This is a genomic window from Sphingomonas sp. 320_CC (genome assembly GCF_059691795.1).
This window is the reverse complement of the sequence record NZ_JCAWAE010000001.1, coordinates 34791-56281: the sequence shown is the minus strand read 5'-3', so window position 1 is coordinate 56281 and position 21491 is coordinate 34791. Positions and strand designations below refer to the sequence as shown.

Sequence of the window (21491 nt, the reverse complement as noted above, 5' to 3'; positions counted from 1 at the left end):
GGCAGGCGCGGGTCGCGACCACGTATGCCGGGAAGACGGAGCAGCCGGGCGAAACCCGACAGGCAAAATGACGGGACTATCGGTTTTCCACGTTGCCCGCGGGACGGATGGCGATCGTCTTTGCCCCATAAGCGATATCGACGTGATAGGCGGTCTCCACCGCCTTCAGCACGCGGTCGGTATCCGAAATATGGAAGCGGCCGCTGATCGGGAGCGCCTGTAGGGCGGCATCCTGCAACAGGATCGGCCGCGCCGAATACCGCTGCACCTTGCCGATCAACACGCCGAGCGGAATATCGGACGCCTCGAACCATCCGGACTTCCAGTCGGGCGCGCTGACCGCGATACGCGGTTGCGCCGTGACATGGCCGTCGACGACGCGCGCGCCGTCGCCCTTGCGCAGCACGAGGTCGGCTTCATCGGCCACGCCGACCTCCACCGCGCCGCGATACACTGCGACGGCGGTCCGCGTCGGCCCCTGGCGATCGACGTTGAACGCCGTGCCCAGGACGCGCACCGTGGTGGAGCCGCTCTCGACCCGGAACGCTCGGGCACTTTCATGGCGAACGTCGAAATACACTTCGCCTCGCACGAGCTCGGCGTTGCGTTTCCACGGCAAGATCTGCACGCGAAGTTCGGTATCGCCGCTCATGTCGACGCGAGATCCGTCCGCCAGAACAACGGATCTGCTCTTGCCGGCCAGGGTACGATAAGTCGTCGTCGACAAGGCTGGCAAGATCAGTACGATCGCGAGCACCATCACGCAGGCCGCGGCCGCGAACTGCGGGAGGGTGCGCCACGCCCGGGGTCGCGCGCCCGATGCCGGCGGCGCGAGCCCTGCGACGGGTGCGCTCTCAGCGTGGTCTAGCGCCTCGACTAGCGCTTCGGACTGCCACAATGCCTGCAGATCGGCAAAGACCTCCCGATGACGCGCCGACGCTGCCATCCAGACATCGAAGGCTGGCCCCGCAGCGGCGTCGAATACCGGCTGGTTGATACGGTCGATCCAGGCGGCTGCTTCCTCCGCGATCTGGCTATCGCGGTTCATCGCACATTTCCAGAAGCGCGCGCCTCTCCCGGCATCGCCTTGTGGAGGTCTGCCAAGCCACGCGTTATGTGCTTCTCTACCGCCTTCGGGCTCAACCCCAGTTCCCTCGCTATCGCGGCACAACTCTGCCCCTGCAATCGCCGACGGACAAGCACGTCGCGGCGCAGCGGCGGCATCGCCGCCAGTGCTTGCCGCAAGATCGCGACCTCCTGCCGACCGACCAGCACCCGATCGGGCAACGGCGCATGGCTGACGGGCTCTTCCTCGCGTTCGGCGACATAGCGGCTGTCGCGGCGATGATGGTCGATCAGCAAGTTCGCAGCGATCCGGAAGCCCAACGCATAGACGCTCACCAGTGTTTGCACGCGACTCTGGTGCACCAGCCGCGACAGTGTCTCCTGCACGACGTCCTCGACCACGTCGGTGCGGTTGGTGCGCGCCCTCACGTACCGGCTCAACGTCGCAGCGATTGCGCGCCAATCCTCAGAAGGAGCTCCCTTACAGCTCTTAATCTGGTGCAGTATGGCGGGCATGGAGTATCCGGGTTGCTGGTCCCGCCGACCTAGACCGCGTTTGTGACAATCTCGGTGAGATCGGAAGAAGTGCGACAAGTACACCGTCGCGTTTGCAGACCCGTGAGTAAGCAACTGGATTGCAACATCCATGTAACATAAATGAAATTAAATAGATTGTCGGGTTTATCGCCCGAGGCTCGTCTTTCTCGCAAACCATCTGGGGGAAGACATGTTCCACAAAATTCGATGCTCGCATCTTTTGCTTAGTTCCGTCGCGCTGTCCGTCTTCGTCAGCACCCCTGCTGTCGCGCAGGCGGCGTCGGCGCCGCGCCAGTTCACGTTCGATATGCCGGCTCAGGACCTCGGCAATGCGCTGTTGGCCTTTTCGCGCCGAACTGGTCTGCAGCTCGCCTCGTCGCCGTCGCTGCTGAAGGGCGTCCGTGGCCAGCGCCTGCGCGGGCGGATGACCGCCGAGGAAGCCCTCGCGCAGCTCACAGCGGGTAGCGACCTGGACGGCCGGATCGTCGACGGTACGGTAACGGTGGTCCGTCACATGCGCTTCGCCACGGCGGGGGCGTCCGTCCCTGCCGTGGCACTTGGCGGCGTGGCCCCACAGGTAACGAGCGCGTCGGACGTGCAGCTCGAGAACAGCACCGATATCGTCGTCACGGGCTATCGCGAGAGCATCGCCAAGGCGCAGCAGATCAAGAAAGCGGCGACCGGATCGCAGGACGTCATCCTGGCGCAGGACATCTCCGCCTTTCCCGACCAGAACCTCGCGGAAGCGCTGCAGCGCATTCCCGGCGTCGCGATCACGCGAGACAGCGGCGAAGGCCGGCAAATCTCGCTGCGCGGGCTCGGCGCGGATTTCACGCGTACCCAACTCAACGGCATGGAGGTGCTCACCAACACCTCGTCGGGGCTCGACAGCCGATCGTCGGTCAGTCGTTCGCGGTCGTTCGACTATAGCATCTTCGCGTCCGAACTCTTCAACAAGGTCGTGGTCGAGAAATCCTACGCGGCCGAGCAGGATGAGGGCGGCATCGGCGGTACCGTCGGGCTGCACACGGCCAAGCCGTTCGACTATGCCGGGCTTACCGTCGTCGCGTCCGCCAAGGGGCAGACGAACCAATATACCAAGGATGTCACGCCGCGGCTGGTAGGGCTGATATCGGACCGCTGGGGAGATTTCGGCTTCTTGGCATCGGTCGCGTACAGCACTGCGGACACGGTCGAATTCGGCTATCGCAACTGGAACTGGTCGCAGATCAATTTCGGCGCCCGCAATGTCGGGCCGACCGTCTCGGCGGCGGACCGCGCGTTGCTGGTCGGTGCGACCGGCGCCAACCGGGTCTGGAACAGCCGCGCGCAGACCTATGCGACCTTTTTCAACAAGCGCGAGCGACTGGGCCTGACCACCGCACTGCAATATCATCCCGACGACCGCACCGATGTGTCGCTCGATGTGCTGTACGGTAAGCTCAACAACGATCGTACCTCGGGCGTGATCGGCGCGGCGGGTACCAACGGCATCGCCGCCAACAACGTGACCGGCACGCAGGTGCTGACCGGTGTGACCTTCGACGATTACAACGACATCGTCGGCACATCGTTCGATCATGTCGACATGCGGACCGAATCGAAGGTCACGCATGACCAGACGACCTTCTGGCAGGCGGCGCTGAACGGCCACACCGATCTCAGCAGCAACCTGACGGTCAATTTCCTCGGCGGCTGGTCGAAATCGACGTTCGATTCAGACTATGCCCAGGTGTTGCTGGAGTCCGTCGACAAGAGCTACTCCTTCTCAGGCCTGAACACGGGGTCGCCACGGACCAGCTACGGCTTCGACACGACCGACGCGTCGCAATGGGACCTGCAGGGCCTCGAAACCCGCGCCGATCGCATCACGAGCGAATTCTACAACAGCAAGGCGGAACTCGCTTGGACCGTCGGCTCGGGCTCGACGATCAAGGCGGGAGCCGGGTTCAAGCGTTTCACGAACAGCGGCTGGCAGCGCAAGGTCAACCCGAACTACGAGGACAGGCCGGGCAACCCCGACGTACCGACCAGCATCCTGTCGAACAGCACCCTCGCCCCTTACATTATCGGCGACGTGGCGGAGACCTACGCGCTGCTCGGCCAGAGCACGACCGTGGATGCGACCCGCACCGTCACCGGCACCGCCTACGACCTGCTCGAGAAAACCTATGGCGCCTATCTGCAATACGACCTCAAGACCCAGCTCGGCAGCATCGGTCTGCGCGCCAATTTCGGCGTGCGCTATTATCATACGGACCTTGGTTCGTCGGGAACTGCGCTGGTCGGCGGCGTGCTCGTGCCCGTAGACGTGACCAACAGCTATGACGGCTTCCTGCCTGCGGCGAACCTAGCGTTCGACATCAGCCGGTCGCTGGTCTTCCGCCTGAGCGGCAACCGCAATTTGAGCCGCCCCGCGTTGAACGACATGCGCGCGGCGGGCACGCTCAACCTCGCCACGTTCGGCGGCACGGTCGCTGCCGGCAACCCCAACCTCGCGCCCTTCAAGGCGGATTCGGTCGAGACCTCGCTGGAATATTATGACGGCCAGCGCGGCTCGCTCGCGATCGGCGCGTTTTACAAAAAAATGGACTCGTACATCACCTCGGAGACGCGGCTCGTCGCCTACGACACCACGGGCTACCCCGCCGCGCTGCTGCCCCCCGGCATCAGCCCCTCCGTACTGGTGAACTACACCCGTCCGATCAACGGGCCAGGCGCGTCGATCAAGGGCATCGAGATCGCGGCGAAGCGCGACTTCGACTTCCTGCCCGCGCCGTTCGACAAGCTCGGCGTGCTCGGCAACGTGACCCTCGCCAGAGGATCGAGCGACGTGTTTTACTCGGGAGTCGCGGTCCGCCTGCCCTTGCCGACGCTGTCGAAATTCTCGTCCAACGCGACGCTCTATTACGATACCGATCACTGGGGAGTGCGCGGCTCCCTGGCGACGCGGTCGCGCTATCGCTGGGGCGATGGCGGCAACGGCAATATCGGCGAATACATCAAGGGTACGACGAACCTGGACGCGTCCGCCTATGTCAATTTGACGCGGCAGTTCAAGCTGTCGCTGGACGTGATCAACATCACCGACGAGCCCATCGTCCAATATGCCGACGGCACCGCCAAACGCGTGATGACCAATACGGTGAGCGGCCGCACGTTCGCGTTCGGCGGGACCATGCGGTTCTAGCGGAATACGGGAGGGGGCGAGCGCCGCCGCGCGCCGGCTTGCCCCCTCCAGCTGGCAGTTCGTCCATCACTCCTTGGTGACGCTATCGCCTGGCGAGCCTTTCCGCTGCGGACATCCCGTTCCTTCTCGTCAAAGGTTTCGCATCGTTTGATGGGCAGCAATCGTTCGGGGCGAGTTCGACGAAGAAAATGTGATCCTACGCCTGCAAATCACTAAGAGTTTCATGACCCGGTCAGCAGCCCTTACAACATTCGATGAAGAACATCGGTGTCGCGCTCACGATCGAAAAAGCGATGTTTGACGACGCCCAATATATGCAGCGTGATGAGCGCGAGCATCGTGTAAGCCAGGGTCTTGTGTACCCACTCAAATATTGCAAAGGCATCGTCGCTCTTAGCTAAAATCTCCGGCAAATTGATGCCGAAAAACGGAACGCCGTCGCTCTGACTGAACGAACTGGACATTGCGTAACCCATCAGCGGAACGACCACCGCCAGCGTCAACATTGCATATTGGACAATGGTCGACAGCATATTCTCCCAGCAGCTCAATTCGGCGGGATGCGGGGGCAGCGTCGAACGCGTTCGCACTACCAGCGCTGTGAGGCCAATGATGAACGCGAGGACCCCGAATTCCTTGTGAACGGGATACATCCAGTCGAATTTGACGGCGGTGCTGTCGGGTAGCGAGGTCATCAGCCATCCGAGCGCGATCAGCCCGATGATCAAGCCAGCGCGGGTCCAGTGCAATGCCCGCATCGGCACGGTATAGCGATCGCGACCATTCATTGCTCAATCCTTGCAGCTTGGGGCCGATCGTCGTGCTGGACGAAGAGTGTCCCCTGTCGCACTGTTTTTTCCATCAGCGAGGCGGCACGTTCGACATCGATCGGTAATTCGTTTTGCCGCGCGCCTAACACGCACGATCCGTAATCCTATACCCGCAATCTGGAGCCAGGATATATGATGATAGAAACGGAGCGCTTGATCATCAGACCGTTTAGGATCTGAGCCGCGGATGATCTGCTTGCCTATCTTCACTAGCCATCCGCACGATGTTTTTCTGTCACTAGGCCTTTCTGACAGGATCGCAGCGAACGCCGAGGCGTAAAAGAGATCTTACAGCGACGACTAGTCGGTAGCGCACCGTAGCCAGCCCCGACACGGCACGCGTGCGGTCCAGCGACGGCCGAGGCTATGGCCGGGCATTGTTTAGTCCGTGGTTTGGACGCCGACCACGCCATCCTCATCGGATATCGGCACTCCCGTAACGGTTTCCGCTAAGGGGACCAAGCCGACGAACCGGATTGGCGCAACGAACGATAAAGTCTGTCCAGGTTTGCCGAGCGTAATCCGCTGCTCGACTTCAACCCCGGTCACCTTATGATCGGTGCCCGTCTCTGGCCGCAGTATCACCGTTAGTGAAGACAGGGATCCAGACCCGTCCTTGCTATTGTCGCAAGCGATTAAAACCGGTGCCGGTAAAGCTGTCAGCAATCGCCAACCGCGGCAATGGAATCAGTCCCAGTTTCGCGCGGCAGATCGTCCTGTTGAACGTTTCAGTGCGGTTGCCGCGCTCCAGCCTTTCGTTTCCGGGACAACCAAGGCAAAGCGGCCGCATGGAGACGATCGGCAAACCGGTTCGCGAATGGCACGGCGTCACGCGGCAGATTTTCGAGACTGAGGTCGTACCGATGGGTGAACCAGCGGTACTCCGCGGTCTCGTGGCGGATTGGCCGGCAACCATCGCTGGCAGCCGTACGGGCCGTGAACTGGTCGCATATTTGGCGTCCCATGACTCGGGCGCGCCGCTGTCGACCTATGTCGGCGCACCCGCCATCGCCGGCAGGTTCTTTTACCGGGAGGACATGAACGGCTTCAACTTCGACCGCGGGACAGCGCCGTTTCGCGCCGTAGCCGATATGTTGCTCGGCGATCTTGCTACGGGTGCGGGTCCGGCGATCTACAGTGGCGCTGCATCCGCGGTGGAACACTTCCCGACATTCGCCGCCGACAACCCCATGCCGTTGCTCGATCCGACGGCGACACCCCGGTTGTGGATCGGGAATGCGGTGACGGTATCGACGCATTACGACACCGCCGACAACATCGCCTGCGTGGCTGCAGGCCATCGCCACTTTACCCTGTTCCCCCCCGCACAGGTCGCCAACCTGTATGTCGGGCCTTTGGAAAACACGATTTCCGGTCAACCCGTCAGCATGGTCGACCCGTTGGCGCCCGACCTGGAGCGCTTTCCACGCTATGCCCTGGCGGCGGAGACTGCGCGGTCGGCGGTGCTTGCGCCCGGCGACGCGATCTATGTGCCGACGATGTGGTGGCATCACGTTCGCTCGACCGAACGCCTCAACCTGCTCGTCAATTACTGGTGGAGCCCGCCGAACGATGCGTCCGCGTTCGAAGCGCTGATCTATGCGATGTTGGCCGTTCGCAACCGGCCGGCAGTGGAACGCCAAAACTGGCGGGCGTTTTTCGATCACTATGTGTTCGATGCTGACGCTGCCGACGCGGAACATCTGCCCGAACATGCACGCGGTATCCTTGGCCCCAGCAGTCCTGCAAGAACGGCGCTCATGCGCGAGTTTCTCCAGCGTGGATTGGGACGAAGGTCTTGAACGACCGGCGACACGCTAGGCTGACGGTCAGTCTGTCAGGTACGAACCTCGAACGGGCAGCGGACTATAACCAGCGCGTGGTATTGCAGGCGATCCGCTTGCGAGAGGTGACCACACGGCAGGAGCTCGTCGCGGTGACGGGTCTGACGCCGCCGACCATCGCAACGATCACGCGGCGCCTGATCGCCGCTGGCCTGGTCCAGATCGTCGGACGGCTGCAACAGGGACGCGGGCAGCCTGCCGTGCAATTAGGGATAGATCCCGACGGTGCGTTCGGCATCGGGGTCAACATCGATCGCGACCATTTAACCTTGGTCATTCTCGATCTGGCCGGAAATGTCCGCGCGCGCGTTTCCCAGGACATTGCCTATGCCCTTCCCGAACACGTGCGCACATTCGTCGCCGGGGCGGTGAAGACCTGCTGCGAAAACCCTCGCGTCATGGTCGATCGGATAGTTGGCGCGGGCATCGCGGTGCCCGAACCGTTCAGCAAGGCCGGCTTTCACGATCAACCGGCCGGCTATTCGGTATGGAATGATCTCGACGTCGCAGGCTTGCTGTCGGACCTGATGCCTTGGCCGCTGCATGTCGACAACGATGCCGCAACGGCCGCGCTGGGCGAGCTGGAGTTTGGGTCGGGCCGCAATTGCCACAATTTCTTCTACCTGCTGATCGGTGCGGGTCTTGGCGGCGGCCTAGTGATCGATGGAAGCTATTATAGAGGCGCGTCTGCTAGAAGCGGAGAAGTCGGGTACATTTTGAGCCGGGTTCCTGCATCGAGCGGAAAGTCCATCGAAAGCCGCGTTTCGCTTTCCGCTCTGTACGATCGCCTGTCGGACGCTGGGTGCGCAAGTGGGACACTCGCCGCACTCGGCCTGGACGACGGTCGTACCAAAAGCGTCATCGACGCCTGGATTGCCGAAGCTGCCGAAATGCTGGTCGATCCGATGATCGCGATCAATTGCCTGATCAATCCGCAGGCTGTGCTGGTGGGAGGCCGGTTGCCCGAACCGCTGATCGATGCCCTGGTCGTGGCCTTGACGAATGCGCTCGCCGAGCACGCCGCAGATATGCCTTCGGTTGCGCCGATCAGGCGTGCGGCCATGGCCGCCGATGCACCAGCGGTTGGTGCGGCGCTGTTACCGTTCAGCGATCTCATGCTGCCCTCGGACGCTATCCTGATGAACGTCGGACGCGACTGAGCGCATTTTGTGAAAATCAAAATCAATATTGATTGACGAGACCTCCCGAGTGGTTTGAAACGCTGCCAATCCCGCAAGGCGGGAACCGGGGAGAGAATGATGAAGACGAAGCTTTCTGTTGCCAGCGTCCTGGCGTTGCTCGGTGGCGCCACGGCGATGGCGCAGACCGCGCCGACCTCGCTTTCCCCCGTCGCGCATCCCGAGACATGGCCAAAGGTGGCTGCGAAGCCGGCGCTCGATCCAACGCTCGAAGCTAAAATCGGCAAGATCCTTGCTGCCATGTCGATCGAGGACAAGGTCGGGCAAATCATCCAGGCCGATATCGCGACCGTGAAGCCCGAGGACCTCAAGACATACAAGCTTGGCTCGGTACTGAACGGCGGGAATTCGGCGCCCAACAACGATGAACTGGCACCGCCGGCGGAATGGCTGAAGCTGGCCGACGCGTTCTACGACGCCTCGATGCAGCGCAACGATGGTCGGCCGAAGATCCCGACGATCTGGGGCACCGACGCGGTCCATGGCAACAACAACATCGTCGGTGCCACCCTGTTTCCGCACAATATCGGGCTGGGTGCGGCACGGGACCCCGCGCTGATGGAGAAGATCGGCCGCATCACGGCACGCGAGACGGCCGCTGCCGGACTCGACTGGAGCTTCGCGCCGACACTGGCGGTCGTGCAGGACGATCGGTGGGGGCGCACGTACGAGAGTTATTCGGAAGAGCCCTCCGTGGTGGCCAGCTATGCAGGTCCGGTCGTCACCGGAATCCAGGGCAAGGTGGGTTCGCGCGATTTCATGACGCCCGGCCACGTCATCGCCACCACCAAGCATTTCGTCGGGGACGGCGGCACGGGTGGACGAGATCAGGGCGATACCAAGGTGTCGGAGGTCGTGCTGCGCGACGTTCACGCGGCGGGATACCCGCCCGCGATCGAAGCTGGCACCCTGACCGTGATGGCCAGCTTTTCGAGCTGGAACGGCGAGAAGATGCACGGCAACAAGACATTGCTGACCGACGTGCTGAAGGGCCGGATGGGCTTCAACGGCTTCGTGGTCGGCGACTGGAACGCACACGGCCAGATTGCCGGATGCACCAACGAAAGCTGCGCTGCGGCGATCAACGCCGGTCTCGACATGTTCATGATGTCGGGCGATTGGAAGGCGTTATACCGCAACACGCTGGCGCAGGCCAAGTCGGGCGAAATCGTGCCGGCGCGTCTAGACGACGCGGTTCGTCGTATCCTGCGCGTAAAGATGCTCGCCGGTACCTTCACGGCGGGCAAGCCCTCGGCGCGACGCTATGCCGGGCAGTTCGGCCTGATCGGATCGCCGGAAGGCCATGCCATCGGACGTCAGGCGGTTCAGGAATCGCTCGTGCTGCTCAAGAATAACGGGGGTGTTCTGCCGCTCAAGCCCAAGGCGAATATCCTCGTCGCGGGTATCGCTGCCGACGATGTGGCGCAGCAGGCCGGCGGCTGGTCGATCACCTGGCAGGGGACGGACGTGCCGAAGCGCGGCTTTCCCAATGCGACATCGATCTGGAGCGGCATCGACCAGGCCGTTCGCGCTGGCGGCGGAACTGCCACCTACTCGCCGACGGGCGCGTATTCCGCGAAACCCGACGCTGCCATCGTCGTGTTCGGCGAGACCCCTTATGCCGAGTTCATGGGCGACCGACCGACGCTGGAATACTCACCGGGCGACAAGAACGATGTCGCGCTGCTCCGCAAACTGAAAGCGGCGGGCATCCCCGTCGTCGCCGTTTTCCTGTCGGGCCGTCCGATGTGGGTAAACGCCGAACTCAACGCTTCGGATGCTTTCGTCGCGGCGTTTCTGCCGGGGAGCGAAGGCGCGGGCGTCGCCGACGTGCTGTTTGCCGGCAAGGATGGCAAACCCGTTCATGACTTTCGGGGCAAGCTGTCCTTCTCTTGGCCTAAGCGTCCCGACCAGTATGTCTTGAATGCGCGTGATCCGAATTACGACCCGCTGTTCAAGTTCGGTTACGGCCTCACCTATGCGGATCGCACCTTGGTCGGCACGCTGGACGAGACCCGTCCCGCGGGGATGGCGGTAGACGCAGGCGGCGTCTTCTTCACGAAGGGGCGCGTACCCGAAGCGTGGAGCCTGTCGCTCGGCGAAGGCGACCGGGGATCGACCCGCATCGTCGGCAACAGTGGCCGGAGCCCGGGTGGCGCGCTGACGATCGCCGGTATCGATCGCAATGCCCAGGAAGACGCCCGACGCTTTACCTGGACCGGCACGCGCGAGGCGGACGTCAGGATCGAGGCCAATGCGCCGCTCGACATCGCCCGCGAGGCCAATGGCGAGCTGAGCATGATCGTCCAGTTCCGGATGGACGCGAAGCCCGTGTCCGCCGTTGCTCTCTCGATGGCCAGCCCCGGCAAAACCGCTGCGGTGCCGATCACCGGCATTTTACAGGCGGCACCGATCGGCGAGTGGAAGTCGATGGCGATCCCACTCAAGTGCTTCGTTGTCGCCGGGGTCGATCCGCACAAGGTCACCGAGCCGCTCGTCATCTCGACTCCGGGGAAACTGACGCTCTCGATCTCCGATGTTCGTCTGGCGCATGCCGACGGACCGGTCGCGGCGTGCCCGAGCCGCTGAGGTGACGATCGCTGCGATCCTCCTCGTCCTGCCGATGCAGACTTTGGCGGCGACCAATTATCAAGTCGCCGCCCCCATGCCTGCGCCGTCGACCAGGCCGAGTTGGGCGGACGAGTTCACAACGAAAGCCATCGACCAGACGAAGTGGCGGTTCGATACGGCCAATAACAAGACCGGCTGGTTCAATCACGAACGGCAATATTATGCTGCCGATCGCCCTGAAAATGCTCGTATCGAAGACGGCGCGCTCGTGATCGAAGCACGGCGTGAAAGCCTGCCGGACAAGCCCGACTGGGGCGGTCAGACCTACACCTCCGCCAAGCTCGTGAGCCGCGTATCGCACGATTATGGCTTCTACGAAATTCACGCGATGCTTCCGTGTGCGCGGGGTACATGGCCCGCACTATGGCTGTTGCCGCGGACCGGAAAATGGCCGGACGCCGGCGAGATCGACGTCATGGAGATGGTGGGCTGGCAACCGAACATCGTCCACGCCACGCTCCACACCGCTGCATTCAATCACGCCAAGGGTACCCAGCGCGGCGGCCAGATCGATGTCCCGACGGCCTGCACCGCCTATCACCGCTATCAACTCGACTGGCGCCAGGACTCGATCACCATCGGCGTCGACGACAAGGCATACATGTGCGTCGCGAACGATCGGCGGGGTGGAGCCGATGCCTGGCCCTTCACCCGCCCCTATGACCTGATCCTCAACCTCGCCATCGGCGGCGATTGGGGCGGCGTGAAAGGTATCGACGACGCGGCCCTGCCCCAGCGAATGCGGATCGACTATGTCCGCTACTGGAAACCGGATCGGCGCATCAGATAGCGGCGCAGTGTGCGCGGATATAGTCCGATTGCGACGGCATCTGCGCGATCGTCTGGCGGATACCCAGCCGCATCCGCTCCACCGCCTCCACGAGTTTTCGCTCGTCGAGCCCGTCGACGATCGGGTCGTACCCTTCGGGCGTAACGCCCTGCCCCAACATCACCGCGACCCAGCTCGCCAGCGAGAACAGTTCGTCGTCATAGCGGAAGAAGCGGCCCTTCGCCTGAAACAGTTCGGTCTTCCGGCGCAGGCTGTCCGGCACGGTCATCGTCCGCACATGGTTCCAGAACGGCGAATCGTCCCTCGTCGTCGCATGATAATGCAGGATGATGAAGTCGCGCACGCCATCATAGGCGCTACCCATCAGGCGGTCATATTCGCCGGCCTCCACCTCGAGAAACCGTCGATCCGGGAACAGGGCGAGAAGCTTGGCGATCCCGGTCTGGATCAGGTGGATCGAGGTCGATTCGAGCGGTTCCAGAAAGCCGCCGGAAAGGCCAAGCGCGACCACGTTGCGGTTCCAGAACCGCTTTCGCCGCCCCGTCGCGAACGCCAGACGTCGCGGATCGGCGATCGGCGGCCCCTCGACGGCCGCGAGCAGCGTCGCCTGCGCGTCCTCGTCGGAGATATGCGCGCTCGAATAGACATAGCCGTTGCCGGTGCGGTGTTGCAGCGGGATGCGCCACTGCCAGCCGGCGCTTCGGGCGGTCGCGCGGGTGAACGGTACGGGGTCGCCGATGTTCGCCGTGGGCACCGCGACGGCGCGGTCGCACGGCAGCCAGTGGCGCCAATCCTCATACCCCGTCTTCAGCGCGCCTTCGATCAGGAGACCGCGGAATCCCGAGCAATCGACGAACAGCTCACCTTCGATGCGACGTCCGTCCTCCAGCGTCAGCGCCTCGACGAATCCGTCTTCGCCGCGCAATCCGACATCGACGATCCGCCCCTCGATACGCTCGACGCCGCGCGCTTCGGCATAGGAGCGCAAATATCTCGCGTAGAGCCCGGCGTCGAAATGGAACGCGTAGGGCAATGATCCGAATGGCGATCGGGGATCGGGCGATTGCCTAGCAAACCGCCCCGCCGCCGCCGCCACTGCGCACGGCGCGTAATGCCAGATGTCGGCGCACCGGCCCTGCTGGGCGAGCTTGAGGAAGAACTGATGGAAGTTCAGCCCTTCGATATCGTGCCCGAACTGGCCGAAGGGGTGAAAATAGCGTTCGCCGATTTTGCGCCAGTCGACGAACTCGATGCCGAGCTTGAACGTGCCTTGCGTCTGCGCGACGAAATCATCCTCGTCGATGCCCAGCATCTGATTGAACGTCGCGATCGTCGGGATCGTCGCCTCGCCGACCCCGACTGTGCCGATCTCCTCGCTCTCGATCAGGCGGATACGCGGCTGCCCCTGCTCCTTGCCACCGCCAAGGAATTTGGACAGCGCCGCCGCCGCCATCCAGCCGGCGGTGCCGCCGCCGACGATGACGACCTCGCGGATGGTGTGTTCGCTCATGCGTTGGTCCTCAGACTTGCCAAATACGCGCGGTGTGTCGGGGCAGCGGCGACCGCCTTCGACAACCGCGCTCGAAAATCCGCCATCGCGGCGCGCGCCCGCTTCGGATCGATAGCTGCGGTAAGCACGTCGCCACGTTGTGGCAGGATACCCTGCCCGAGCAGCACCGCGTACCAGCTGTCCCGATCGAAGCTCTCCCCATCGCGGATCGGCAAACGTCCCCGTTCGCGAAACAGCGTCAGCGTCTCTGCCAGCAACGGCGGCAGAGTTGCGTTACGTGCCGCCTGCCAGAACGGCTCGGGACGATCGGACGTCGCGTAGTGCAGGATCAGGAAATCACGGAGCCGGTCCGCCTCCTGTCGCGTCTCGCGGTTATAATAAGCGAGTTCGACCTCGTCGAAATCTCGATCGGGCAGCGACGCGACCAGTCGATCGATCTGCGTATGCAACACGTGCAGCGGTGCGGCTTCCAGCGGTTCGACGACGCAATCAGCCTCGCCGATCGCCACGACGTTGCCGATCCAGGCGCGCGATCGCCTTCCGCTCCGGAACCGCCGAACGTCACCCGGCTCGGCGCGCACGCCGCTTGCATAGACGATGGTCGTATCGGTTCTGCCGGGCAGGCACGACGTCAGGCGCCACCCGCCATCGATCGCCTCGACACGCTCGAGAGGTGACAGGAACGGATCGGGAAGCGCGGCATCCGATGGCCTACGCATCTGGACGACGCTGTCGCATGGCAACCACGGCGACCAATCCTGCCAATCGTCGCCGAACTGGGTGATAAGGTGCGCATCGGCGTTGGTCGCGTCGATGTAGAGGTCCGCCTCCAGACGCCCTCCATCGTCCAGGTGAAGTGCCGTTACGCGATCACCGTCCGTCTCGGCTTTTCGCAGCCCGCTGGCAGTCACCACGACGCCCAGATGTCGGGCATAGGCTTCGATGAACCGGCGATAGACGGGCTGATCGAGCTGTAGCCCGTTGGCATAGCCACCGAGTATGTCCGCGCGCGGCGGTACGAACCGACCCGCTGCCGCCAACGCGGCCGCCGGTGCAAAGCTATCGAAGGCCTCGGTGCCGCCCAGGCCTGCCCACAGAGTGGCGAATGGTACACCATCGATCGGCATCCCAGCGGGGCCATAGGCGTGGGTATAGTCGCCCCCGCTCCACCTCACGAACCGGGCGCCGAGCCGGATGCTCGCGCCGGTCCGCGTCAGGACATCGCGCTCGTCCAACCCGATGTCCGTGTGGAACTCCCCGATCGACGGCGATGCACCGCCGAACAGGTCGACGAAGCCGGGACGCAGTTCCGCGACCGGGATCAATGCGACCGAGATACCGGGGACACGCGCCTTCAACGCAGCCGCGGCGCTCCAGCCCGCAACGCCGTCGCCGACCACTGCGATCGTCCTGATGCGCATATCGCTCATGCAGCCGCCGCCCCCGATTGCGCGATATAGGCGGCGTGGTCGGGCATGGTCATGACAGCGTCCCGCGTTTCGGTGCGCAGCCGTGCCAGCGCCTGGACCAGCGCGGCATCGGACGGCCGGTCCGCACGCTGGTCATATCCTTTCGGCACCACGCCCTGCCCGAGATACACGGCGATCCAGCTCGGCTCGAGGAATACGCCTTCGCGGTAGGTCATCACGCGCCCCCGCTGGCGGAACAACGTCATTTTCTCCGCGAGCGTGTCGGGTACGTCCATCGTCCTAACATGATCCCAGAACGGTGAATCGTCGCGCGTCGTCGCATGGTAATGCAGGATCAGGAAGTCGCGGATACGGTCGTACTCCAGATCAACCACCCGGTTGAACGCATCACGATCGATCGGCGAGATCGGCGTGGCGGGGAACAGTTCCAGCAGCTGCGTGATCGCCAGCTGGATCAGATATATGCTCGTCGATTCCAGCGGCTCGAGGAAGCCACCGGCAAGCCCTACGGCGATGACGTTCCCGACCCAGCTGCGCGCTCTCCGGCCAGCCTTGAAACGCAGCATGCGCGGGTCCGCCAGCGGCGTGCTTTCGATCGACCGCAACAAAGCGTCCTGCGCCGCGCCGTCGTCGAGATGCGCGGACGAGTAGACATAGCCGTTGCCGACCCGGTGCTGGAGCGGAATACGCCATCGCCAGCCGGCAGGCATCGCGGTTGCCGTGGTGTAGGGCTTCAGCGTTCCCGCGTCGGCGCAGGGCACCGCGACTGCACGGTCGCACGGCAGCCAATGCGACCAGTCTTCGAACGGCTCGCCCATCGCCTGTCCGAGCAGCAGCGAGCGGAACCCCGAGCAGTCGATGAACAGGTCGCCCGTAATTCGTTGGCCGTCGTCGAGCATGACCGCCACGACATCACCCGTGGCGCTCTGTTCGACATCGACCACGCGTCCTTCGGTTCGCGCCACCCCCTGCCGCTCGGCCCGCGCACGGAGAAACGGAGCGTAGCGCGTCGCGTCGAACTGATACGCGTAGCCAAACGTCGACAACAACGAGCGCGGATCCTCCAGGGGCGGCGCGAACTTCGCGTGGCGGGCGGCGACGACCGGCAGCGAATAATCCGGAAGCGTGGCAATCTGTCCGGCACGGCTGAGATAATGGTGGAATCCTACCCCGTCGACATCGTGTCCGAAGGCGCCGAACGGATGGATATAGCTGTCGCCGATCCGCGCCCAGTCGCAGAACTCGATGCCGAGCTTGAACGTCGCGCCGGTCGCTCGCATGAACTCCGCCTCGCCGATGCCCAGACGCGTGTTGAACGCGCGGATATGGGGCAGCGTAGCCTCGCCGACACCGACGATGCCGATCTCTTCGGACTCGACGAGGTGGACCTCCGCAACCGATCGACCAGCAACGGCCGCAAGCGCAGCGGCAGTCATCCAGCCTGCGGTACCTCCGCCCACGACGACAACCTTGGTAGGAGTGCGCGAAGCCGAATTGATAGCGATATCCTCTCCAGTTTGGCCGGTACGGTTATGCCGATCTCAGCGACTGTGACCTGTAGGCAACATATGAATGAAAATCAAAACAGTTATACCTCAAGACCACACGTCAACCATTGTCCCGCCGCCGGAACGCGAGCTACCGAGCACCATCACTCGCGTCTTTGCGAGAAAGAGAGTCGGCGCACATTCGTAGCTCGACCTCGGGGGAGAAACTGAATGCACGTCATTGCCTCGCGTAGCGCGCACCTATCTTTCGTCCGCTCGCTGGGTATCGGTGTGTCCGCATTGGCACTCACGTCCGGTGTGCAAGCCTTCGCGCAGACGGTGACGCAGCCGACCGCGCCCACGACCAATTCCCAGGACGGCGGCATATCGCGGTCGACCGATCCCGTAGTGTCCGGCGCCGCCGCACCCGACGCGCAGACGGGGACGCCGGCTACGGGGCAGGATCCCGTTGCAGCCCAGACCGACGCAGCAACCGGTGACGAAATTGTCGTTACCGGCATCCGCGCCAGCCTGGCGAACTCGCAGGGTATCAAGCGCGATGCCGACACCGTCGTGGACGCGATCACTGCCGAAGATATCGGCGCCCTGCCGGACCGCTCGGTAACGGAGGCGCTCCAGCGCGTTCCCGGCGTCTCGATCAGCCGCTTCGCAGCCGGCAACGACTCCGATCACTTCTCGGTCGAGGGTTCCGGGATCGTCATTCGCGGACTGAACTACGTCCGCTCCGAATTCAACGGTCGCGACAGCTTCTCGGTCAATGGCGGCCGCGCGCTCAACTTCCAGGACGTCTCGCCCGAATTGCTCGGCTCGGTCGAAGTCTACAAGAACATGACCGCCGACCAGATCGAGGGCGGGATCGCCGGAACGGTCGTCCTCAACACGCGCAAGCCTTTCGATAGCAAGGAACCGGTCGTCTACGTGTCCGCGGACATGAACTACGGCGATTTCTCCAAGAAGGGCTCACCCTCCATCTCAGGCCTTGCGTCGAAGAACTTCGACACGAGCATTGGTCGTTTTGGCGTGCTCGTCGGCGGGTCGTATTCGCAGCTCTTCAGCCGCGCAGACGGCCTGCAGGTCACGAACTACCAGGCCCGCTTCAACGGTTCGCAGGACATCAACGGCGACGGGGTAAACGAAACCGACACCCTGGCAGGGCTTGCCCCGGGCCAGGTCGCGTACGCGCCAGTGGGGGCCGGCGTACGGACGCAGGAGTTCAACCGCGAGCGCATCGGTGCGGCAGGCGCGCTGCAGTTCGAATCGAACGACAAGTCGCTGCTCGCTACGCTGCAATTCGTGCGCAGCGACGCGCGCCAGACCTGGGGCGAGCGCACCGTGGAAACCGTGTCCGACGGCATCGACCGCGCCACCGCGCCGCGGCCGGGGACCAACTATACCTTTGGCGACGACGGCCTTTTCGAAACTGGTACGATTTCGCTCGACCGCGGTTACGTACCGGCCGGTGGGCAGCAACGCGGCATGGTGACGCAGCTTTCGAATCGCGGCGTGAAGACGCGTGCAGTGACCAATGATTTTGGCGGCAACGTGAAGTGGCAGGCAACCGAAAAGCTCTCCTTCAACTTCGATGGCCAGTACGTAAAATCGACCACGAAGCAGACGGATCTTTCGGTCTATGGATCGACGTTCTCGGACGTCGCGCTCGACCTCACCGGCAACACGCCCGACATCAGCTTCCTCGCCCCTAACGGCGCCAACAGCCAGGCGTATTTTGCGGATCCGGCGAACAGCTATTATCGCGCTGCGATGGACCATTTCGAGGACAACAAGGGCCATGAATGGGCGTTCAAGGCGGACGCGACGTATGATTTCGGCGACGACAGCTTCCTGAAGAAGGCCAAGGTTGGTGCCCGCTATGCTGACCGCGACCAGACGGTGCGGTATTCGCTGTATAACTGGGGCGTGCTGAGCGAAGTCTGGGATGGGTCCGGCCCGGTTACGTTCGCGGAAACCAACTCCAACAGCTATGGCCTTTTCAGTTTCGACAACGTGTTCCGCGGTGACGGTCCATCCGGACTCGGCGCGAATTACATCAACGGCAACCCTGCCTCCAGCTACGATGCCGTCACCGCACAGGCGCAGGCCGTCAATGCGATCTGGCGTAACCAAAAGGGCTCGACATCCGGCGGATGGACGCCTGCCGGCCAGCGCGCCGGCGTGGTCGCCGGCACCAGCTTCCTGCCGAGCGAGGTTTACACCAATTCCGAAGAGACCAAAGCGGCGTACGCCCGGCTCGACTTCGGTACGCAGGGCAACGACCTGTTCGGAGGCCTGAAGGTCTCGGGTAACGTCGGCCTCCGCTACATCCAGACGACGGACAAGGCGAACGGCTTCTTCACGTTCCCGACGCGCAACCAGATCATCGGCAGCGCTGCCAGCGTCGCGACCTTCTGTGGCCAGCCCGCACAGACGAGCCCGTTCTGCGGCCTTACATCGGCGCAGCAGCAGGACGTTCTGACGTTTTCCAATGGAACCGCGATCAACCAGACGACGCGCAACCGCTTCGATCACTTCCTGCCGAGCTTCAACCTCAAGGTTGGCATTACGCCGAACCTGATCTCGCGCTTCGCCTATTCGAAGGCGATCTCGCGGCCGGGCTTCGAGCAGTTGCAGAGCACCACCCTGATCGCACCGACCAGCGGGCTTTCGGTGTTCCAGCTCGAAGGCGGCAGCCGGAATTCCAATCCGTTCCTGAAACCCGTCGAGGCGAACCAGTTCGATCTCACCGCGGAATGGTATTTCGCAAAGGTCGGGTCGTTGACCGCGGCGGCGTTTTACAAGGATCTGTCGAACGTCATCGTCGCGAACGTGGCGCAAACCCGCTCGATCACGAACAACGGCATCACCCAGAACGTGTTGTTCGTGGCGCCACAGAACGCGGACAGCCACAGCAACGTGAGGGGCTTCGAACTCGCCTATCAGCAGACCTATGATTTCCTTCCGGGGCTGCTGTCTGGGCTCGGCGTGCAGGCCAACTATACCTTTGTCGACCCGTCCAACATCCCGCAGGGCCGTGGCGCACAGGCCACTTCGCCGACCACGACGATCGACGTCTCTCGCCTGCCGCTCGAAGGGCTTTCGCGCCATACGATCAACGGCACGCTATTCTATGAAAAGGGACCATTGTCGTTGCGCGCTGCGTACAACTGGCGATCGAGGTATTTGCTGACGATCCGTGACGAGATCGCGCCATTCCTGCCGATCTATGCCAGTGCGTTCGGACAGCTCGACGGGACGATCCTGTACTCGGTCAACGACAACTTCAAGATCGGCTTCCAGGGGGTAAATCTCCTCGACAGCACGACGAAGACGGAATCGGTCGTCAATGCCGAGGGGCTGCGCGCGCCGCGCAGTTACTTCAAGAACGATCGTCGATTCTCGCTGACCACACGGCTGAAGTTCTAACCCAGGCGCAGGCCTGACACCGTCGTCAATGCTGCAGCTTCCTGTCATTGCCTTCGCAACAGGGCGCTGCAGTTTGCGATACGTTATCGAAAGGAAGACATCCGTGCTCTTCAGATATATGTTGGGTGCGGCTGTAGCCCTCGCCGCTCCGACGGTCGCTTATTCGCATGACGGCGTCGCAAAAGCATCGATACGGACATCCGACAGTCCGGCGACGGCGACCGGGCCGGCATGGCGCACCGCGTCGCGCCTGCACCGCGGCGTCAACATCATCGGATACGATCCGCTGTGGGACGATCCCCAGAAGGCACGGTTCAAGCCGCGTCATTTCCGGATCATCAAGCAGGGCGGGTTCGATTTCGTCCGTGTCGTGCTCCAGTCCTTCAAGCATATGGATGCCGGAAACCGCCTCGATCCGAAGTGGCTCGCAACGCTCGATGGTGTCGTCAAGGACGCGACCGCCGCCGGTTTGAGCGTCATTCTCGACGAGCACGACTTCAACCTGTGCTCGGAAGCGCCGGACGCGTGCGAACCCAGGCTGATCGCGTTCTGGCAGCAGATCGGGGCACGCTATCGCGACGCGCCGGACAGCGTTCTGTTCGAATTGCTGAACGAGCCGCACGCGCCTCTGGATGGTCCCCGGTGGAACGCGATGCTGAGCAGGCTCATCCCTGCTGTACGCGCGACCAACCCGGGTCGGACGTTGGTAGTGGGGCCGACCCGCTGGAACAATCTGGAAGAACTGCCCGGACTCGAACTGCCCAAATCCGACCGGAACATTCTCGTCACCTTCCACTCGTACGAGCCTTTCCGATTCACCCACCAGGGGGCACCTTGGTCGTCAGAAACCGCCGGACTGAAGGACGTGCCCTTCACAGCCGCCGACGAGGCCAGGATCAAGGCCGATTACGACAAGGTCGGTGCATGGTCGCGCGCGAACGACCGTCCCGTACTGATGGGCGAGTTCGGCGCGTATGAGAAAAGCGGCACGCCGATCGAGGCTCGCGCCCGGTACACGGCGACCGTCCGCCGCGAGGCCGAGGCGCATGGCTTCCCATGGGCGTATTGGCAGTTCGACAGCGACTTCATCCTGTACGACATCGACAAGGGTCGTTGGGTAGAGCCGATACGCAAGGCGCTTATACCCGAGCGACGGTAAAGCATTCGTCCGGAGCGGTATCAAGCCGACATGGGTCTGGCCGGGAGCATGATCGTCCCGTTGCAGGCGCATGACGTAAGAATTATCGCGACACACGGCTCTGGCAGGCGTGGGCGGCGCGGCCCGCATCTGCACGGTCAGCCTTTGCATGGCCCGCCTCTGCACGACAGCGCAGGGCTAGCATCTTTCTGCTCAGCGACTTCATCGACTAGGATGAGGGCCGCGATGGGTTAAATCTCGCGCGGAGCGATGACGACTATGTATTTACGCCGCTTGAGAGCGGGCGGGGCTTCGCAAAATCCGAGGTCGGGCAGGACAAGCTGATGCGGGATCCGCAACGGTTGCAGGGCACGGACAGCGATTGGGGCAAAGATGTCG

General features: G+C 63.1%; 13 protein-coding genes. 7 read left to right on the top strand and 6 right to left on the bottom strand.

Annotated features, from left to right (window positions below):
• Nucleotides 1–76 precede the first annotated feature (76 nt).
• Both AC59GX_RS00210 and AC59GX_RS00205 read right to left on the bottom strand, forming a co-directional pair.
• Nucleotides 77–1048, bottom strand: coding sequence for a FecR family protein (locus AC59GX_RS00210; RefSeq protein WP_426282853.1), 972 nt, complete (start codon nucleotides 1046–1048; stop codon nucleotides 77–79).
• Nucleotides 1045–1506, bottom strand: a complete 462-nt coding sequence (locus AC59GX_RS00205; protein WP_497300548.1) for an RNA polymerase sigma factor — start codon at nucleotides 1504–1506, stop codon at nucleotides 1045–1047. The genes AC59GX_RS00210 and AC59GX_RS00205 overlap by 4 nt, the downstream gene beginning before the upstream one ends.
• A 316-nt stretch (nucleotides 1507–1822) precedes the next feature.
• On the opposite strand from AC59GX_RS00205, the gene AC59GX_RS00200 reads away from it, so the two are divergent.
• A complete protein-coding gene (locus tag AC59GX_RS00200) occupies nucleotides 1823–4792 on the top strand; it encodes a TonB-dependent receptor (RefSeq protein WP_426282856.1) in 2970 nt (989 codons plus the stop codon).
• 242 nt (nucleotides 4793–5034) lie between these two features.
• Here AC59GX_RS00200 and AC59GX_RS00195 read toward each other — a convergent pair whose 3' ends face one another.
• A complete protein-coding gene (locus tag AC59GX_RS00195) occupies nucleotides 5035–5580 on the bottom strand; it encodes a cytochrome b (RefSeq protein WP_426282857.1) in 546 nt (181 codons plus the stop codon).
• Between the two features lie 830 nt (nucleotides 5581–6410).
• On the opposite strand from AC59GX_RS00195, the gene AC59GX_RS00190 reads away from it, so the two are divergent.
• The 4 genes from AC59GX_RS00190 to AC59GX_RS00175 all read left to right on the top strand — a co-directional run bounded on the left by AC59GX_RS00190 (nucleotide 6411) and on the right by AC59GX_RS00175 (nucleotide 12086).
• The gene (locus AC59GX_RS00190; protein WP_426282859.1) at nucleotides 6411–7424 is read left to right on the top strand and encodes a cupin-like domain-containing protein; all 1014 of its coding nucleotides are present in this window, start codon (nucleotides 6411–6413) and stop codon (nucleotides 7422–7424) included.
• A gap of 77 nt (nucleotides 7425–7501) precedes the next feature.
• Complete coding sequence (locus tag AC59GX_RS00185) at nucleotides 7502–8626, top strand: ROK family transcriptional regulator (RefSeq protein WP_426282926.1); 1125 nt, start codon at nucleotides 7502–7504, stop codon at nucleotides 8624–8626.
• Between the two features lie 99 nt (nucleotides 8627–8725).
• Entirely contained in the window at nucleotides 8726–11254 is a 2529-nt protein-coding gene (locus tag AC59GX_RS00180; RefSeq protein ID WP_426282927.1) for a glycoside hydrolase family 3 N-terminal domain-containing protein, read from the top strand.
• Nucleotides 11217–12086: a glycoside hydrolase family 16 protein gene (locus tag AC59GX_RS00175; RefSeq protein WP_497300544.1), complete on the top strand. Its 870-nt coding sequence runs from the start codon at nucleotides 11217–11219 to the stop codon at nucleotides 12084–12086. The genes AC59GX_RS00180 and AC59GX_RS00175 overlap by 38 nt, the downstream gene beginning before the upstream one ends.
• On the opposite strand, the gene AC59GX_RS00170 is transcribed toward AC59GX_RS00175, so the two are convergent.
• From AC59GX_RS00170 to AC59GX_RS00160, 3 genes are read right to left on the bottom strand one after another with little or no spacing between them, the layout of a single operon-like run.
• Nucleotides 12079–13596: a tryptophan halogenase family protein gene (locus AC59GX_RS00170; protein ID WP_426282863.1), complete on the bottom strand. Its 1518-nt coding sequence runs from the start codon at nucleotides 13594–13596 to the stop codon at nucleotides 12079–12081. The two genes, AC59GX_RS00175 and AC59GX_RS00170, sit on opposite strands and share 8 nt — an antisense overlap.
• Complete coding sequence (locus AC59GX_RS00165; protein WP_497300542.1) at nucleotides 13593–15026, bottom strand: tryptophan 7-halogenase; 1434 nt, start codon at nucleotides 15024–15026, stop codon at nucleotides 13593–13595. The genes AC59GX_RS00170 and AC59GX_RS00165 overlap by 4 nt, the downstream gene beginning before the upstream one ends.
• A complete protein-coding gene (locus AC59GX_RS00160) occupies nucleotides 15023–16486 on the bottom strand; it encodes a tryptophan halogenase family protein (RefSeq protein ID WP_426282865.1) in 1464 nt (487 codons plus the stop codon). The genes AC59GX_RS00165 and AC59GX_RS00160 overlap by 4 nt, the downstream gene beginning before the upstream one ends.
• Nucleotides 16487–16744: 258 nt before the next feature.
• Here AC59GX_RS00160 and AC59GX_RS00155 point away from each other — a divergent pair, with 258 nt between their 5' ends.
• Together AC59GX_RS00155 and AC59GX_RS00150 are read left to right on the top strand one after the other, a co-directional pair.
• Nucleotides 16745–19954, top strand: coding sequence for a TonB-dependent receptor (locus AC59GX_RS00155; RefSeq protein ID WP_426282866.1), 3210 nt, complete (start codon nucleotides 16745–16747; stop codon nucleotides 19952–19954).
• A gap of 103 nt (nucleotides 19955–20057) precedes the next feature.
• Entirely contained in the window at nucleotides 20058–21113 is a 1056-nt protein-coding gene (locus AC59GX_RS00150; protein ID WP_426282868.1) for a glycoside hydrolase family 5 protein, read from the top strand.
• Nucleotides 21114–21491: the final 378 nt, after the last annotated feature.

Bases quoted from the DNA above. Each gene is read 5' to 3' on its own strand.
- AC59GX_RS00210 (WP_426282853.1), bottom strand. From the start codon at position 1,048: ATGAACCGCGATAGCCAGATCGCGGAGGAAGCAGCCGCCTGGATCGAC.
- AC59GX_RS00195 (WP_426282857.1), bottom strand. From the start codon at position 5,580: ATGAATGGTCGCGATCGCTATACCGTGCCGATGCGGGCATTGCACTGG.
- AC59GX_RS00190 (WP_426282859.1), top strand. From the start codon at position 6,411: ATGGAGACGATCGGCAAACCGGTTCGCGAATGGCACGGCGTCACGCGG.
- AC59GX_RS00180 (WP_426282927.1), top strand. From the start codon at position 8,726: ATGAAGACGAAGCTTTCTGTTGCCAGCGTCCTGGCGTTGCTCGGTGGC.
- AC59GX_RS00175 (WP_497300544.1), top strand. From the start codon at position 11,217: ATGCCGACGGACCGGTCGCGGCGTGCCCGAGCCGCTGAGGTGACGATC.
- AC59GX_RS00170 (WP_426282863.1), bottom strand. From the start codon at position 13,596: ATGAGCGAACACACCATCCGCGAGGTCGTCATCGTCGGCGGCGGCACC.
- AC59GX_RS00165 (WP_497300542.1), bottom strand. From the start codon at position 15,026: ATGAGCGATATGCGCATCAGGACGATCGCAGTGGTCGGCGACGGCGTT.
- AC59GX_RS00155 (WP_426282866.1), top strand. From the start codon at position 16,745: ATGCACGTCATTGCCTCGCGTAGCGCGCACCTATCTTTCGTCCGCTCG.